The organism is Pontiella desulfatans (assembly GCF_900890425.1).
Classification (GTDB): domain Bacteria; phylum Verrucomicrobiota; class Kiritimatiellia; order Kiritimatiellales; family Pontiellaceae; genus Pontiella; species Pontiella desulfatans.
In genome coordinates this window covers 119,504-134,444 of record NZ_CAAHFG010000003.1, presented here as the reverse complement: position 1 = coordinate 134,444, position 14,941 = coordinate 119,504, and the positions used below count along the sequence as shown (strand labels likewise).

The window sequence follows — 14,941 nt, the reverse complement described above, 5'->3', positions numbered from 1 at the left end:
GAAAACGTGAAAAGTGAAACGTGAGGCGTGGTTAAATGGATCACGCCTCAATCGTCACTTGTCATCCATTGTATTCGAGCATGCCGATGAGCATTTCCTTGATGGAGGTCTCCAGGCCGTGGAAAACGGAGCGGCAAATGATGCTGTGCCCGATATTGAGCGTGTCGAGGTGCGGAACACACAGGATGCCGCCCAGGTTTTCGATGTTGATTCCGTGTCCGGCATTCACCTTCAGCCCGAGTTCATGGGCATAGTCCGCGCCGCGGATCAACTGCTCGAGTAGAACGGGGCGGTCGTTGGGCTCGGCATCGCAATAGGCGCCGGTGTGCAGCTCGACCGTGGGGGCGCCGAGATCCTTGCAGGCGGCCAGGGTAATTTCATCGGCATCGACAAACATGCTGACTTCGATCCCGGCTTCGGTCAGGCACTGCACGGTTTCCTTGAGATGGTTGAAATGGCCGATGACATCCAGACCGCCCTCGGTGGTCAGCTCCTGGCGCTTTTCGGGGACGAGGCAGACTTCGGCCGGCCGGACGCTTAGGGCAATTTCGACAATGGATTCAACATTGGCCATTTCGAGGTTGAGCGGAAGGGGCTGAAGCTCTTTCAGGCGATAGATGTCGTCGTCCTGGATATGGCGGCGGTCTTCCCGGAGATGGGCGGTGATGCCGTGGGCACCGGCCCGGGCACACAGGATGGCCGCATCCAGCGGATCGGGATATACGGTGCCACGCGCCTGGCGCAATGTGGCCACATGGTCGATGTTCACACCTAGTTTCATATCTTCTCTCCTCTGGATTGAAATTAAGAATTAAGATTTCAGAATGAAGAATGGTTTCCCGTCGAATTCTCCGCGCCCTTCACCGGGAAGCGTCGCAGACCCAAAATTCTACATTCTTAAATCTACATTCCTAATTCCACTACGCCTGCACCGATTTGATGTTCTTCATCGGTTTGGGTGGCATCCTATCATGTATTTCGGGATCGTAAACCGCATAAGCGCGGATATCGTTGATTCGGCTATGGTCGAGCACCTTCTGCCCGGCCGTGTACAGATGGTGCAGGTTGCGGCCATGCTCCGGATAGGTTGCCACGCCGAGCGTGATGGTGGTTTTGAGCTTTTTCCTGCCGGAAACGAATTCGCCCTGCTGCACCAGCGTGCTGATGCGCTTGCCGATGATCTCGGCCTCCGCCATGGAACACTGCGCAAGGACAAGGAAGGCGTATTTTTCGTGCCGTCCGATCAGGTCGTCGGCACGAAGGTATTGCTGCAGCAACCTACTGACCCCCGCCATGACATCGTCGGCAGCCTCCGCGCCATGGATACGTGCAACATGGTCCATGTTGTTGACACCCATGCAGAAGAGGGCCGCAGGCTGCTTCTTGCGGCGCAGCTCGCTCATCATGCGCTGCATGTAGGCCGAAATGGCGGAGGGTTTCAGTACGCCGGTCAACTCGTCGAGCATCAGGTTCTTGCGCCGCTCCTTCCACCCCTTGGAATCCTTTTTGTCGTCCTCTTCGCCCTCTCCCCCGGATTCGGCAGGCTCTTCAACCTCTTCGACAGCGGGTTCTTCGAGCTCCTCATCGGCATCCTCGATTTCGGGCATGACGATCGGGGCTTCGGCGGAGGACATCCGCAACCCTTCGAGGGCGGCATCAATCAAGTCCTTGCCGGCCAGGCCATGGCCGGGATAGGAGGCGATGCCTGAGCGAAGGCCGGCGAGTTCGAGTTCGGGGCAATCCGCGGCCACGTAGGCGGTGATGCGGGTCAGGATGGCCATGGCATCCTCGGGTTCGGATTCGGCGAGCAGCACGGCGGTTTGGTCGTCGTAGACACAGGTGATGTCGCCGCGACGGGCGGCATGGCGGATGCTACCGACGATCGGCGCATCCATGCGAACGGGCACCTCGGGATTGGACGTCCGGATGAGCGCGAGGGAAAACGATGTGCCGCGGCGCGCACACCCGGCGAGGTAGCGTGCAAGCTGTACGCGCAGGATGTCCTCGGGCTGGGCGCCCATGTCCTCGGGCTGGGTGTTCTCCGCCATCTGCACGATGTTCTGAAAGCGGTAGTAGCTGGCAACCAGTGTGATGACCGCAAAGGATACGACAACGGCGGCAACCACACCCAGGGCACCGCCCATGAAGTCGAACTGTGCCGCGATCGTGGGGAAGAGGAACTGCATACGAAAAAAGAAAGTGCGGCCCGGGGCCGCACCTGGCAAGAGATTAGTAGATAGCGAAAACAGCGCGGCGGTTCTTGCGCCAGGCATTTTCATCGTGCCCCATGTCGTCGGGCATTTCCTCGCCATAGGTCTTGGTCTGGATCGTCGCGGAATTCACACCGAGGCTGATGAGATAGTCGCGGACGGCCAGCGCGCGGCGTTCGCCGAGCGCGAGGTTGTATTCGCGGCTGCCGCGCTCGTCGCCGTGGCCTTCGACAATCACGCCCTGGCCCTTGCCCTTCTTCAGGTAGTCGGCGACTTGCTCGCACTTGCCGGATTCCTCCGGATTAACCTGGGAGCTGTCGTAGGCGAAGAAGACCGGCGGGAACAGACTGCGGTCGCCATCGGCCACCGTGGGATCCACCAGCGGGGTGTCGCCCAGCAGCGGATCGCCATACATGTTGGACTCGGAGTCGTAGAAATCGGCCCCCGCCTTGTTTTTCTGGCAGCCCGAAAGCACGGCCACGGAACCGGCGACAACGCCGAACACGAACATTTTCAAAATCATTTTTTTCATTACAACCACCCTACATCTGGATTACGGAGAACAGGCAGGCGAATACCAGTCGCCTGAGCCTGAAATCAAAGCTACAGGAGAATCTTTTAACGTGTCAAGGAGGTAGATGGAGGATCGGTAGCCCGAAGTGCGCGAGCAGACAATATGGCGCCCGTCCGGAGCCCAGCATGGATCCTCATAATCCGCCCAATCGGTCTCCAGCACGCGCGTTGATCGCGTTTTCGGATCGATGATCGCCACGCGGTAGCGCCCGCCCGAGCGGGTGCAGAAGGTGATGTAGTTGTTCTTGCCCCAATCCGGTGCCACGTTTTCCGTGCCCGAGCTCGTTAGGCGCTGCGGCGTTCCGCCGTCCTTCGACACAATGTAGATCTGGGGCCGCCCCGAGCTGTCGGACACAAAGGCAATGTGGTTGCCGTCCGGCGACCAGCACGGGCTGGCCTCGTTGCCGCGGCGGGTTTTCGTCAGCTTGGTCACCCCCCCGCCGAACCGCAGGCTTTTGACATATAGCTCGGGATTGCCGTCCTTGGAGAGGATCACCGCCATGCTCTTGCCGTCCGGCGAGACCGCACCGCTGGCGTTCATGCCGCCGTAGGCGGCGAGCGGCTTGCTTTCCCCGGTCATGAAAACATTGGGATAACCGCGTTTATAGGAGGTATAGACCAGGTTCTTGCCGTCCGGCGTCCAGCGGGCATCCACCACGATGCTGCGATCATTGGTCACCTGGCGCATGCCCTGGCCGTCCATGTCGAAGATATGCAGCTCCTTGCGGCCGGTCCGGGTGCCGACCACGGCAATCTTGCCGGAGGCCATGCCCCGCTTGCCGGTGACGGCATAGACGATGTCGTCGGCCACCTTATGGGCCATGGCCCTCACCTGGCTGAGTTCCGCCGGGTAGGATTTTCCGAGCATCCGCTGGCGGGTCGAGGCATTATAGACGGCAACATCCGCCTTGATCCGGCTGCCCGCCGAAACCTGCCCGGTCACATTGACCGCGCCGCCGCTCGACGACACCGAAAAATAGCCCGACCGGTTGAGGTCGGCCTTCAGAACCGAAAGGAACGTGCGCGATGCCGCATCGCTGCCCGACCGGTATCCGCCCAGGTTGATGGCAATCTTTCCACTGCCCTCCCGCTCAACGACCGCACGCTGCGCCATGGCCGCAGTGGCCGCCAGCATGGATGACCCAACAAAAAAACGTCTATTCATACCCTGCACTCCAAAACTAATTACGAATCCGGAACTCTACCTCAACATATTCATAAGGGAAGCCCGAAGGCGGCTCGGGAACCGAGTTTACGGCATTCACCGCCGCCATCACCGAATCGTCGAACGCGGAATCGCCCGATCGCTGGATGGGCGTCCGCTTCGTGATCGCGCCGCTTTTGAGGAAATGGATCCGCACCACCATCGATTCCGCCGGCGTGGCGGACGGCGGATGGTTCCAGTAACGGTCGAAATAGCTCCCCACCTGCGAAATGTAGGCCGCGTTCGCATTCGGATTGCCCACCGGCAGTTGCGACGGGGTTGGCGACGCCTTGGAGATGCCTTCCAGGGCCTTCTTGATCTCCTGCTCCGAAACCGCCGGCTTCGTCTCCTTGGGCGTGATTTTCTTGCTCTTGGAAATATCGATATCCTTTGGATCGACCGGCTTCCACTTGGGTTTCGGCGGATCCTTTTTGGGCGTAACCTTTTTCGGCGTCAGCTTTTTCTTTTCCTTGGGCGGTTCCGGAATGTGCCTGGGCTCCGGCGGAGGCGGGGCCTCCTCGACCACCGGCTCCGATGGAGGCGGATCCGGCTCGTCGGGCACCTCCTCCACCTGCACGGCCGGCGGCGGGGCGCCAAACTCGATAAAGGTCACGATCTCCGGCTTCGGCTTCGGCCGGAAGCACCCCTTCAACCCGGCAACCATCATGAAAAACAGAATGACCGCCGCATGGGCTCCCAGCACCCGCAATGCAATTTTGCGCTGGTAAACGTTCATCCCTACTCGCCTTCGGTAACCAGCGCCATTTTCGTGATGTTGGCATCGTGCAAAATCTTCATGATATCAACCACCTCGCCATAGTTGAGCTTGCGGTCGGCCCGCACATAGATCGTCGTGTCGGGCTCGGCCGCACCAATCGTCGCCATCTCCGCCTTCAGCTCCTCCGCCGACACAGGGACGTCGTCGAGGTAGAGTTGCTTTGCGAGATTCAAGCTAATGGATCGCGTCTGGGCATCCTTGATGTCCGCCGCCTTGCCCTTCGGCAGGTTGATGGCAATCCCCTGCTCCACCAGCGGGAAGGTGATGATGAACGTGATGAGCAGAATGAACGTCAAGTCCATCAGCGGCGTCATGTTGATGTCGCTGATCGTGTTGAGAGATACCAAGCTGGTTCTTCTTGCCACGGCCTATCCTTCCCTGACGTAGGTGTTCTGGATTTCGGAGATGAATTCCTGGGCAAAGTTGTCCATCTGCACGCCGAGGCGGCGGATGTGGGCCGAGAGCATGTTGTAGCCGATCATCGACGGCAGGGCGACGAGCAGGCCGACGATGGTGGTGAGCAGCGCGCCCGCAATGCCCGGCGCAACCGCCGAGAGCGCAACCGAGCCGGACTGCGCCATGCCGGTGAAGGCATCCATCACGCCCCACACCGTCCCAAGCAACCCGAGGAATGGCGCGGCACTCACCGCCGTGGCGAGCAGGCCCATCTGGTCTTCGAGGTTGAGCGCCTCGTCGGCGACGTTGCGGTCGATCACCGTGCGGAGCGCCTCGAGCTGGTTGAGCGTCAGCACGCGGTAGGAGGCGGAAACCGAGTCGCCCAGCTCCTCGGGATAGATCCCGTGCGCATGCAGCTCCGTCTCCAGCGCCTGGCATCCTTCCTGATAGATCGTATTCAGCGGCGACCCCGGAAACATCTCTTCCTGCGTGTAAAGCGTCGAGGGGTTGCTGCCCGCACGGAAGGCCGCAAGGAAACGCTTCGAGGTGCGGCTGGCATAGTTTAGCTGCATCCGCTTGGTCAGCATGATCGTCCAGGCCGCCGCCGACCCCAGGAAGAGCACGATCACAATCAGCTTGCCCGGCAGCGTACTATCCGAAAAGTTGCTCGCCATGTCCGCGAGCGGCATCGAAACCAGCAATGAGTCCAGAAGTTCCATAGTCATAAATTTCCATTTATCGGTTCGTCATCATTCGTTATCGGTCGCCCTGGCAGTATGGCCGGACCGGGCGTCGCGGCACCCCATAAAACCCATAACGGATAACCGCCAGCGGCCGGAGCGGAAGCAAGCGCATTCGCGAACAACCGCTCCAAACATATTTCCAACCCTTGGAAAAGCAATGAAAAACCATTCCCGCCCCGGAAATTTCCGGCAGGATGGGTTGACCCCCATGGGCAAAGCGTTTAACAATCTTGCATTTCATGCAAGGGGCGTGAACAAAACAAACGAACAGGAGAAGAGATATGGCAATCATCGACTTTGGCGGAACAAAGGAAACCGTCGTCACCCGCAAGGAATTCAGCCTGGCGAAAGCCCGCAAGGTGCTGAAGAACGAAACCATCGCCATCATCGGCTATGGCGTGCAAGGCCCGGCCCAGGCGCTCAACCTGCGCGACAACGGCTTCAACGTGATCGTTGGCCAGTCCAAGAAATTCATGAAGGACTGGAACCGCGCCAAAAAGGACGGCTTCAAGCCCGGCGAAACCCTCTTCGAAATCGAGGAAGCCGTTTCCAAGGCCACCGTCGTGCAATACCTGCTTTCCGACGCCGCGCAGAAGATCTGCTGGCCGCAGATCAAGCGCAACCTGCAGGAAGGCGCCGCGCTCTATTTCTCGCACGGCTTCTCCATCGTCTACAGCGACCTCACCAAAATTATCGCTCCCGAAAATGTGGACGTCATCCTCGTGGCCCCGAAGGGTTCCGGCCTCAACGTCCGCCGCAACTTCCTCAGCGGCGCCGGCATCAACTCCAGCTTCGCCGTGCACCAGGACTACACCGGCAACGCCGAAGAGCGCTGCATGGCGCTCGGCATCGGTATCGGCTCCGGCTATCTCTTCCCGACCACCTTCGAGAAGGAAGTCACCTCCGACCTCGTCGGCGAACGCGGCATCCTCATGGGCGCCCTGGCCGGCGTGATGGAAGCGCAGTACGACGTGCTCCGTAAAAACGGCCACAGCCCGTCCGAAGCCTTCAACGAAACCGTCGAAGAGCTGACCCAAAGCCTCATCCGCCTCGTCGACGAAAACGGCATGGACTGGATGTTCGGCAACTGCTCCGCCACCGCGCAGCGCGGCGCGCTCGACTGGGCGCCCAAGTTCAAGAAGGCCACCATGCCCGTGTTCAAGGATCTCTACAAAGCCGTCAAGAACAAGGATGAAGCCAAGCGCGTACTCAAGGTCTGCGGCGCCAAGAACTACAAGGAGCGCCTCGACAAGGAACTCCAGGCCATCCACGACTCCGAAATGTGGCAGGCCGGCGCCGCGTCCCGCTCGCTCCGCCCGAAAGGCAAAGCCAAGGAAATCGCCAAAGGCACCAAAGGCATCGGCGGCCGCGCCGGGAACTAGGCAGACCTACGCCGGATGAGGGCATCCGGCCTACAAGGTGTAGGCCCGGTCCCCGACCGGGCGGTTTTAAGAAAGCCCTCCGCAATGCGGAGGGCTTTTTTGGTTCATGTTCCGATTGCCGGCGAGCGGAAATGTAGCTCGCATATCCGATGCGAGTTTCCCGGTGGCAGGGAAGGCCAATCAAACGGAAACGCGGATCGGATATCCGCGCTACGACATGGCTACGGCAATATTCTCAGGAAACGGGACATGAAACTCTTTCGTCCCACTCCGCACTACCCGCCCTTTTCCAGCGTTTCGAGCAGGATCGTGATTTCGGCGGCATGAGCGTATTCCAGCTCCGGATGGTCGGCGAGGGTGCGGTCGCGGCTCCCGCCGACAATGGCCTGCAGCGCATCGTGGAAAACGCCGAGTCCGGCCTCCTGAAACTGGGATGCAACATCCTGCAGGAGCGTGGTGGCCTGCGCGGTCTCACCTCCCAGCAGCAGTTGGGTAAGGTCATGCGCCAAGCGCCCCGTTCCCTCGTGGTTTTCGCCGCCGTCGCGGCGGTAGGCGACATAGCATGCAAAGGCCTTTTGCCGGGCTTCCGCAGCGGCGGAGGCATTCCCCTCGTCCGTTTCAATAATGCACAGGATGGCCCAGCTCTTCCACGGTTCGGACGCATGGCCAAAACGGGCCTTGCAGTCGATCGCCCGACGGATGGCCTGCCGCGCCTCATCCAGGCGGTTCAATTTGCGCAACCGGATGGCCAGATTGTTCTGCTGGCGCCCCTCCCCCGCCACATCGCCAATCTCGGCATACTTGTCCGCCGCCTGGCGCAGCAAGGCGACCGCCTCCTCCGTGCGCCCAAGCTGGTCGTCGTACAGAATTGACAACTGCCCCAACGTGGAAGCCTGCCCGGCGATGTTGCCCTGCTGCACCTTGATTGCGAGCGATTTGCGGTAGGCCTGCTCCGCCGCTTCCGGCTGCTCCATTTCCTCATAGACCATGCCCGTCTGGTGCCAGACCACAGCGACGGAACCGGGTTCGCCTAGTTGCTCAAACCGTTCGCGGGCCTCTGCATAGGCTTCCAGCGCCTCTTGATAACTTTTTTGCATCAGGCGGACGCTACCGAGCTGGGCTTTGACGGCCGCAACCTGCCGCTCATCTTTCAGATTTTCAGATCGCAAGATGCCCCCTTCATAGGCTTCCGCCGCCTCGTCGAGCCTCCCCGCAGCGCGAAGGCAATCCCCGCACTCCGCCAAGCAGACGGAAGCCATGCCTTCCGCCGCCTTGCTTTCGCGGCTCCTCGCAATAGCCTCGAACCGCCGCTGCGCCTCGGCCAACAGCGGCAGGGCCTGCTCCGCACCGCCACCAGTTCGCAACACCCTTGCCAATAGAACACAAGCCATCGCCAAATCATAGTCGGCACCGGAATAGGCTGTCTCTCCGGCTGAGCGGGCGCGTTCCAGCAACCGTTGCGCACCCTCGTAAGCTTCGCGCAGCTGCCCACCTTCGAGCTGTTGTTCAATGCGAATGCGTTGCGCCTCGAAACGGGCATGGTTCCACGTTTCGCCCAATGCCTCCTCGGCGGCATCGCGCACCTGCGCCACGCGCGCCAGAAGGCGCGGCTTGCCGAGCATTTGCAGCAGGCTGTAAAGATCGGTGCAGCAATCGATGGTGGCCTCGGCATCGCCCGCCTGCGCCACCTGCTCCAGCAAGGCAAACAGATTGGGCAGCTCCAGCAGCGTCAACGTCGCCGCCAGCTGGGCATCCTGAGATTTTTGACGCTGAAGAAAACCGGCATAGGCCCGCATGGCCTCGATCCACCGTACGTTCAGGGCATCGCGCTCCGCCTCGTCCAGTTGCCCGTGCAGATAGGGGCATAGCGCGGCATTGAGCGAAAGGTGGTTGTAGGGATTGAGTGTGGCCAGTCCCGTCCCCATCAGCTCGACGGCCAAGGAGTCCACCTCCTCGTCTGTCCACTCCATCATGGTTTTTAAAGCATCCAAATCGACTCCGCCCTGAAAGAGGCCCAGCACTTTGATCCGCGCCCGGTTTTTTTCCGACAGGCGTTGCAGGGAAAGCTCGACGCTGGCAAAGACCGACTGCTCGCGGCTGCCTTTCATCGACGCCATCAGCTCCACCAGCTTGTTGGTGGTAGCCGCTACGCCCAAATCGCGGAGCGACGGCGCCAGCAAAGTCAGGGTGCGGGCGTGGCTGTTCACGGCATCGACCAGCTCCTCGATCTCCTCGCGCGCCGTTCCCTCCGTTCCGCCGGAGTCCCCCTCGGCATTGAGCGTCCGCTCCACCAGCTTGACGGCGTCGCTGCGATCCAACTGGCGCAGCTCGATCCGGTGTTGAATGTCGTCGAATGGTGCGGGCAGCGCCTCGCGGCTGGTAAAAACAATGCGCGTTTCACCCTGCCCGTTCAGCCGTTCGCACAGCGCTAAAACCAACTCCAACGCTGCGCGGGCCTCGTCGGTGAGCGCCTCCGGAATATAGAGCGGTTGCAGGATGCTTTCCATGTTGTCGACCACCAGCAGCGTCGCTTGTTCCTTCAGAGCCCGCTCGATGGGTTGAAGGGCTTGGTTCAAATCTTTAAATTCGGCGACCGAATAGCCGTTCAAAAGTTGCTGGCCAATCACATCGAGCACCGCGCCGGCATGCTGGCTCAGCTCGACCGACACAAAGGCCGCGCTCTATTTCTCGCACGGCTTCTCCATCGTCTACAGCGACCTCACCAAAATTATCGCTCCCGAAAATGTGGACGTCATCCTCGTGGCCCCGAAGGGTTCCGGCCTCAACGTCCGCCGCAACTTCCTCAGCGGCGCCGGCATCAACTCCAGCTTCGCCGTGCACCAGGACTACACCGGCAACGCCGAAGAACGCTGCATGGCGCTCGGCATCGGCATCGGCTCCGGCTACCTCTTCCCGACCACCTTCGAGAAGGAAGTCACCTCCGACCTCGTCGGCGAACGCGGCATCCTCATGGGCGCCCTGGCCGGCGTGATGGAAGCGCAGTACGACGTGCTCCGCAAAAACGGACACAGCCCGTCCGAAGCCTTCAACGAAACCGTCGAAGAGCTGACCCAAAGCCTCATCCGCCTCGTCGATGAAAACGGCATGGACTGGATGTTCGGCAACTGCTCCGCCACCGCGCAGCGCGGCGCACTCGACTGGGCACCAAAGTTCAAAAAGGCCACCATGCCCGTCTTCAAGGATCTCTACAAGGCCGTGAAGAACAAGGACGAAGCCAAGCGCGTACTCAAGGTCTGCGGCGCCAAGAACTACAAAGAGCGCCTCGACAAGGAGCTCCAGGCCATCCATGACTCCGAAATGTGGCAGGCCGGTGCTGCTTCCCGTTCGCTCCGCCCGAAAGGCAAAGCCAAGGAAATCGCCAAAGGCACCAAAGGCATCGGCGGCCGCGCCGGCAACTAAAAACCGAAAGTGCCGGACGGCTGGCACTAGCAGCCAAAACAAAAAGCCTTCCGCGAAAGTGGAAGGCTTTTTGTTTGAGAAAGATAAGTGGCGACCCCTACGGGACTCGAACCCGTGTTGCCAGGATGAAAACCTGGAGTCCTAGGCCACTAGACGAAGGGGTCGCTAGAAGGTTTTTTCCGAAGCACCATTAGAAAATGGCGACCCCTACGGGACTCGAACCCGTGTTGCCAGGATGAAAACCTGGAGTCCTAGGCCACTAGACGAAGGGGTCTTCGGTAAAAACGAGCGCGTAATCTAGCAGAATCGCCGGACTCGGCAACAACAAAAAAAGTTTTTTTCACCAACGCGAGTTGCCTCAAATTAAATGACACCGAAGCATCCGATAGGATGCGGGCGGAAAGGATTCGTTGACTCACAAAAAATCACACCCTGTATACAGGGAGGATGAAAGAGATGAGTTGCGAAACCAGAATGGAATACATCGCGGTACAAAAACGCCGCTATAGGCGCGCGGAAAAGGCCTACAAGACCCGGTTGCTCGATGAAGTATGCGCGGTATGCGGCTATGATCGCAAGCATGCCACCAAGCTGCTCAACGACTCGTTTACGCCCTCCAGGGGCAAACGCGGCCGCAAAGGCGAGTACGACTCTGCTGAATTGCGCAAGACCCTCAAAACTCTGTGGCTTCGTTCTGGACAACTGTGCGGGAAGCGCCTCAAGCCTGCTATGCCACATTGGCTGAAGCACTATGAAAAACATTACGAACCGCTATCGACCGAATGCCGTGAAAAGCTACTGAGAATCAGCCCGGCAAGCATCGACCGGGTGCTCAAACCCTTCAAAGCGCAGTACCAGCGAAGGCGCAATACCGGTACCAAGCCCGGCTCGCTGCTCAAGAATCAGATCCCAATCCGCACCTCCACCGAGGACATCGACCGGCCCGGCTATCTCGAAGCCGACACAGTAGCCCACTGTGGCGGATCGATGAGCGGGGACTTCATCTGGTCGATCACCTATACGGACATCATAAGCACCTGGACGGTAACCCGCGCGGTCTGGAACAAAGGCGCTGAAGGCGTGATGCACCAAACCCACGACGTGGAAAACAAGCTGCCCTTCGCCATCCTGGGCTTCGACTGCGACAACGGCAGCGAGTTCCTCAACCACCATCTCACGCGCTACTTCCTGCAACGCAAACAGCCCGTCTGTTTTACACGCAGCAGACCGTACCACAAGAACGACAACGCCCATGTCGAACAAAAGAACTGGACGCACGTGCGCGAGTTGCTCGGCTACGACCGGCTCGACAACCCGGCCATGATCAGAGAGCTCAACGCACTCTACCGCGACTGGGAACGGCTCAACAACTTCTTCAAACCCTCGTTCAAGCTAAAAAGCAAGGTTCGCGTCAAAAGCCGGTACAAAAAGAAATACGATGCCCCCGCCACGCCCTTTGACCGCCTGAAGGTCAGCGGCATCCTTGGCGAACAACAGGAGGCTGCTCTGCAACGCGAATACGAAACGCTCGACCCTTTCGAGCTGGGCAATCGCATCCAGCGCCGACGTCGCAAGATCGAAAAAATGAAGAAAACCGGCGAGTCCGCCGCAGTCGGGGAACCCGGGTTCCCCGACTGCCTCCCCACCTTGACAACCCCCGAATTAGAGGGTACCCATTAATGCAGTCAAACGACTCCTCATCCGCACCTCTACGGTGTCATTTATTTTTGAGGCAACGCGCAACGCCTTTTTGTTCCTTCCCGCTTTACTTCGAACCCCTTCTACGGCAACGTCCCCAACCAGTCACCCGGGGTGCCGATCCGCTGTTTGGAACGCGCTGAGATTATACCCGTTGAACCTGATCCGGATCATGCCGGCGAAAGGAAGTGTTGATCTCGTCTTCAGCGTTTCCGGGTTCCCGGGAACGCTTTTTTTGTAGCCGAGGCCCATGGCCTCGGAAGGAGTTCAATAAATGAAACTGACCGTGAATGGAGAAAGCCATGAGCACAGCGGCGCTGGAACCGCCGATGCGCTGCTTGAAGAACTCGGCGCAACCAAGGCGCATACCGCGCTGATGATCAATGGCGAGGTGGTTCCCTCGGAACAATGGGAATCCACAACGCTCAAGGAAAACGACGAGGTCGAAATGCTCGTCTTTGTCGGTGGCGGATAATTTAAACACTAAGACACCAGGAACACCAAGCTTAGTGCTCTTTGTGCCTTGGTGGTAAAAAAAACGGAAGATCGGACTATGAGAGAAGATATTTTAAAAATTGGCGACCAGGAGCTGGGCTCGCGGTTGTTTCTGGGCACGGGAAAGTTTTCCAGCACGCAGGCGATGATCGAAGCGGTCAAAGCCTCCGGCACGGAATTGGTGACCGTTGCCCTGCGCCGCTTCAACCGCGACCAGGCCGAAGACGACCTGTATGGCCCGCTCTCCCAGCTGGAAAATGTGCGGTTGATGCCCAACACCTCCGGCGCAATGAATGCCAAGGAAGCCGTCCGGGCCGCCATGCTGGGCCGCGAACTGAGCAAAAGCCCCTTCGTGAAGCTGGAGATCCACCCCAATCCACACCACCTGCTCCCCGACGCCATCGAAACCTACGAAGCGGCCATTGAACTCGTGAAGCAGGACTTCCTGGTCCTGCCCTACATTCCGGCCGATCCGGTGCTGGCCAAGCGCCTCGAGGACATTGGCTGCGCGGCGGTCATGCCCCTCGGCGCCGCCATCGGAACCGGCAAAGGCCTCTCCACCGCCGAGATGATCAAGATCATCATCCGCGATGCCAACATACCGGTCGTGGTCGATGCCGGCCTGCGCTCCCCCTCCGAGGCCGCCTGCGCCCTGGAAATGGGGTGCGATGCCGTGCTGGTCAACTCCGCCATTGCCGCCGCCGAAGATCCCGCCGCCATGGGCGCCGCCTTCAAAACCGGCGTCGAAGCCGGTCGCATGGCCTACAACGCCGGCCTCATGCCCACCTCCGAAATCGCCCACGCCAGCAGCCCGCTCACCTCGTTCCTCTCCTCAACCGACTAAGGAAAGCGTCTAATTAGAATTCACGGCCGTGAATTTTAATTAGACACCTCACATGAAAACGAAACTTCCAGAATGGCTCGATCCGGCCCGTTGGCTACCTTTGGCTGCGAGCGACAATAAAGCCACCATCCGCTCCGCGATTCTTTCCGGGAACCCAACGGAGCGGGAGCTGGCGCTGATGCTCTCCCCTGCCGCAAGCGAATTCCTGGAGCTGATGGCTCAACGGGCGCAGGCGATTACGAAACGTCATTTTGGGCGGACGATCAAACTCTATACCCCGCTCTATCTCTCCAACTTCTGCAACGGCGGATGCCTCTACTGCGGTATCGCGGCCGACCGGCGCGCCAAGCGCGCGGTGCTTGATGAAGCACAGCTACGCCACGAGATGGAGGCCATCAAGGCGATGCACCTGGAAGAACTGGTGCTGCTGACCGGCGAGCGCATGCCGGAGGCGGACGTGCCCTATCTCAAGGAATGCGTGTCGGTTGCGGCGGAATATATCCATAACGTGAACATCGAGGTTTTTCCGATGGCGGAAACGGAGTATCGCGAACTGGCTACCGCCGGTTGCTCGGGCGTGACGCTCTATCAGGAAACCTACGACCAGGAGGTTTACGAAAAGATGCACCGCTGGGGCGACAAGCGCGACTTTTTCGCGCGGATCGATGCGCCCGACCGGGCGCTGCGCGGCGGCATGCGCACCATCGGCATCGGCGCCCTGCTCGGCCTGGCCGACCCGCGCCACGATATGCTCTGCGTCTATCGCCACGCGAAGTATCTGCTGAAAAACTATTGGCAGTCGGGCGTCTCGATATCGTTCCCGCGGATCCAACCGCAGCTCGGTGGTTTTAAACCGCAATACCCGGTCGATGAACGGATGCTGGCGCAATACATCTTTGCCCTGCGCATCTGCCTGCCGGAAATCCCGCTGGTGCTCTCCACCCGCGAGCCGCGCCACGTGCGCGACGGCATGGCCGGACTCGGCATATCCAAGATGAGCGTGGCCAGCAAGACGACAGTGGGCGGCTATAGCAACGATTCGGAGGAATCGACCGAGCAGTTCGAGATTTCCGACGAACGCGACATTCCCGAGTTCTGCACCATGCTGCGCGCCCAGGGCCTCGAACCCGTCTTCAAGAACTGGGACGCCACCTACCGCGAACCCGCGGCCTACGCAAAAGTTTAGAGGCTATTTGCA

The 14,941-nt window shown here is 59.8% G+C and carries 13 protein-coding genes, 2 tRNA genes, 1 pseudogene and 1 riboswitch; of the genes and pseudogenes, 6 read left to right on the top strand and 10 right to left on the bottom strand.

The genetic code is table 11. The features are described 5' to 3' along the window. Positions 1-61: 61 nt before the first annotated feature. The 7 genes from E9954_RS21660 to E9954_RS21630 form a co-directional block, all read right to left on the bottom strand. Positions 62-781 (bottom strand): pyridoxine 5'-phosphate synthase, encoded by a 720-nt coding sequence (locus tag E9954_RS21660; protein ID WP_136081382.1) that lies wholly within the window; start codon positions 779-781, stop codon positions 62-64. Between the two features lie 139 nt (positions 782-920). Next, the gene (locus tag E9954_RS21655) at positions 921-2,273 is read right to left on the bottom strand and encodes a sensor domain-containing diguanylate cyclase (RefSeq protein WP_168442488.1); all 1,353 of its coding nucleotides are present in this window, start codon (positions 2,271-2,273) and stop codon (positions 921-923) included. After that, complete coding sequence (locus tag E9954_RS21650; RefSeq protein WP_222847272.1) at positions 2,230-2,742, bottom strand: OmpA family protein; 513 nt, start codon at positions 2,740-2,742, stop codon at positions 2,230-2,232. The genes E9954_RS21655 and E9954_RS21650 overlap by 44 nt, the downstream gene beginning before the upstream one ends. A gap of 21 nt (positions 2,743-2,763) precedes the next feature. Then, positions 2,764-3,948: a PD40 domain-containing protein gene (locus E9954_RS21645; protein WP_136081380.1), complete on the bottom strand. Its 1,185-nt coding sequence runs from the start codon at positions 3,946-3,948 to the stop codon at positions 2,764-2,766. Between the two features lie 16 nt (positions 3,949-3,964). Then, complete coding sequence (locus E9954_RS21640; RefSeq protein ID WP_136081379.1) at positions 3,965-4,723, bottom strand: TonB family protein; 759 nt, start codon at positions 4,721-4,723, stop codon at positions 3,965-3,967. Between the two features lie 2 nt (positions 4,724-4,725). Next, positions 4,726-5,130 carry an ExbD/TolR family protein gene (locus E9954_RS21635; protein ID WP_136081378.1) on the bottom strand — a complete coding sequence of 135 codons (405 nt, stop codon included), beginning with the start codon at positions 5,128-5,130 and terminating at the stop codon, positions 4,726-4,728. A 3-nt stretch (positions 5,131-5,133) separates the two neighbouring features. After that, positions 5,134-5,886 carry a MotA/TolQ/ExbB proton channel family protein gene (locus E9954_RS21630; protein ID WP_136081377.1) on the bottom strand — a complete coding sequence of 251 codons (753 nt, stop codon included), beginning with the start codon at positions 5,884-5,886 and terminating at the stop codon, positions 5,134-5,136. Between the two features lie 299 nt (positions 5,887-6,185). Here E9954_RS21630 and ilvC point away from each other — a divergent pair, with 299 nt between their 5' ends. Continuing rightward, positions 6,186-7,286, top strand: coding sequence for a ketol-acid reductoisomerase (gene ilvC, locus E9954_RS21625; protein WP_136081376.1), 1,101 nt, complete (start codon positions 6,186-6,188; stop codon positions 7,284-7,286). A 275-nt stretch (positions 7,287-7,561) separates the two neighbouring features. Here ilvC and E9954_RS21620 read toward each other — a convergent pair whose 3' ends face one another. Beyond that, the gene (locus E9954_RS21620) at positions 7,562-9,955 is read right to left on the bottom strand and encodes a tetratricopeptide repeat protein (RefSeq protein WP_136081375.1); all 2,394 of its coding nucleotides are present in this window, start codon (positions 9,953-9,955) and stop codon (positions 7,562-7,564) included. A gap of 10 nt (positions 9,956-9,965) precedes the next feature. On the opposite strand from E9954_RS21620, the pseudogene E9954_RS21615 reads away from it, so the two are divergent. Next, a pseudogene (locus tag E9954_RS21615) lies at positions 9,966-10,706 on the top strand (ketol-acid reductoisomerase); the annotation flags it as partial. 88 nt (positions 10,707-10,794) lie between these two features. On the opposite strand, the gene E9954_RS21610 reads toward E9954_RS21615, so the two are convergent. Next, positions 10,795-10,870, bottom strand: a tRNA-Glu gene (locus E9954_RS21610). A gap of 34 nt (positions 10,871-10,904) precedes the next feature. Continuing rightward, positions 10,905-10,980 (bottom strand) — tRNA-Glu (locus E9954_RS21605). A 182-nt stretch (positions 10,981-11,162) separates the two neighbouring features. Between E9954_RS21605 and E9954_RS21600 the strand changes: the two genes are divergently transcribed. The 4 genes from E9954_RS21600 to thiH all read left to right on the top strand — a co-directional run bounded on the left by E9954_RS21600 (position 11,163) and on the right by thiH (position 14,929). Beyond that, a complete protein-coding gene (locus tag E9954_RS21600; protein ID WP_136077388.1) occupies positions 11,163-12,386 on the top strand; it encodes a DDE-type integrase/transposase/recombinase in 1,224 nt (407 codons plus the stop codon). Between the two features lie 118 nt (positions 12,387-12,504). Next, a riboswitch (TPP riboswitch) is annotated at positions 12,505-12,608 on the top strand. Between the two features lie 70 nt (positions 12,609-12,678). Then, positions 12,679-12,879: a sulfur carrier protein ThiS gene (gene thiS, locus E9954_RS21595; RefSeq protein WP_136081373.1), complete on the top strand. Its 201-nt coding sequence runs from the start codon at positions 12,679-12,681 to the stop codon at positions 12,877-12,879. Positions 12,880-12,957: 78 nt separating this feature from the next. After that, positions 12,958-13,743, top strand: a complete 786-nt coding sequence (locus E9954_RS21590; protein WP_281281259.1) for a thiazole synthase — start codon at positions 12,958-12,960, stop codon at positions 13,741-13,743. Positions 13,744-13,795: 52 nt separating this feature from the next. Then, a complete protein-coding gene (thiH, locus tag E9954_RS21585; protein ID WP_136081372.1) occupies positions 13,796-14,929 on the top strand; it encodes a 2-iminoacetate synthase ThiH in 1,134 nt (377 codons plus the stop codon). The last annotated feature ends 12 nt before the right edge of the window (positions 14,930-14,941 follow it).

What these genes read in the sequence shown, in the direction of transcription:
- E9954_RS21650 (WP_222847272.1), bottom strand. Translation starts at nt 2,742, where the DNA reads ATGAAAAAAATGATTTTGAAAATGTTCGTGTTCGGCGTTGTCGCCGGT.
- E9954_RS21645 (WP_136081380.1), bottom strand. Translation starts at nt 3,948, where the DNA reads ATGAATAGACGTTTTTTTGTTGGGTCATCCATGCTGGCGGCCACTGCG.
- E9954_RS21630 (WP_136081377.1), bottom strand. Translation starts at nt 5,886, where the DNA reads ATGACTATGGAACTTCTGGACTCATTGCTGGTTTCGATGCCGCTCGCG.
- ilvC (WP_136081376.1), top strand. Translation starts at nt 6,186, where the DNA reads ATGGCAATCATCGACTTTGGCGGAACAAAGGAAACCGTCGTCACCCGC.
- thiS (WP_136081373.1), top strand. Translation starts at nt 12,679, where the DNA reads ATGAAACTGACCGTGAATGGAGAAAGCCATGAGCACAGCGGCGCTGGA.
- E9954_RS21590 (WP_281281259.1), top strand. Translation starts at nt 12,958, where the DNA reads ATGAGAGAAGATATTTTAAAAATTGGCGACCAGGAGCTGGGCTCGCGG.
- E9954_RS21660 (WP_136081382.1), bottom strand. Translation starts at nt 781, where the DNA reads ATGAAACTAGGTGTGAACATCGACCATGTGGCCACATTGCGCCAGGCG.
- thiH (WP_136081372.1), top strand. Translation starts at nt 13,796, where the DNA reads ATGAAAACGAAACTTCCAGAATGGCTCGATCCGGCCCGTTGGCTACCT.
- E9954_RS21600 (WP_136077388.1), top strand. Translation starts at nt 11,163, where the DNA reads ATGAGTTGCGAAACCAGAATGGAATACATCGCGGTACAAAAACGCCGC.
- E9954_RS21655 (WP_168442488.1), bottom strand. Translation starts at nt 2,273, where the DNA reads ATGCCTGGCGCAAGAACCGCCGCGCTGTTTTCGCTATCTACTAATCTC.
- E9954_RS21640 (WP_136081379.1), bottom strand. Translation starts at nt 4,723, where the DNA reads ATGAACGTTTACCAGCGCAAAATTGCATTGCGGGTGCTGGGAGCCCAT.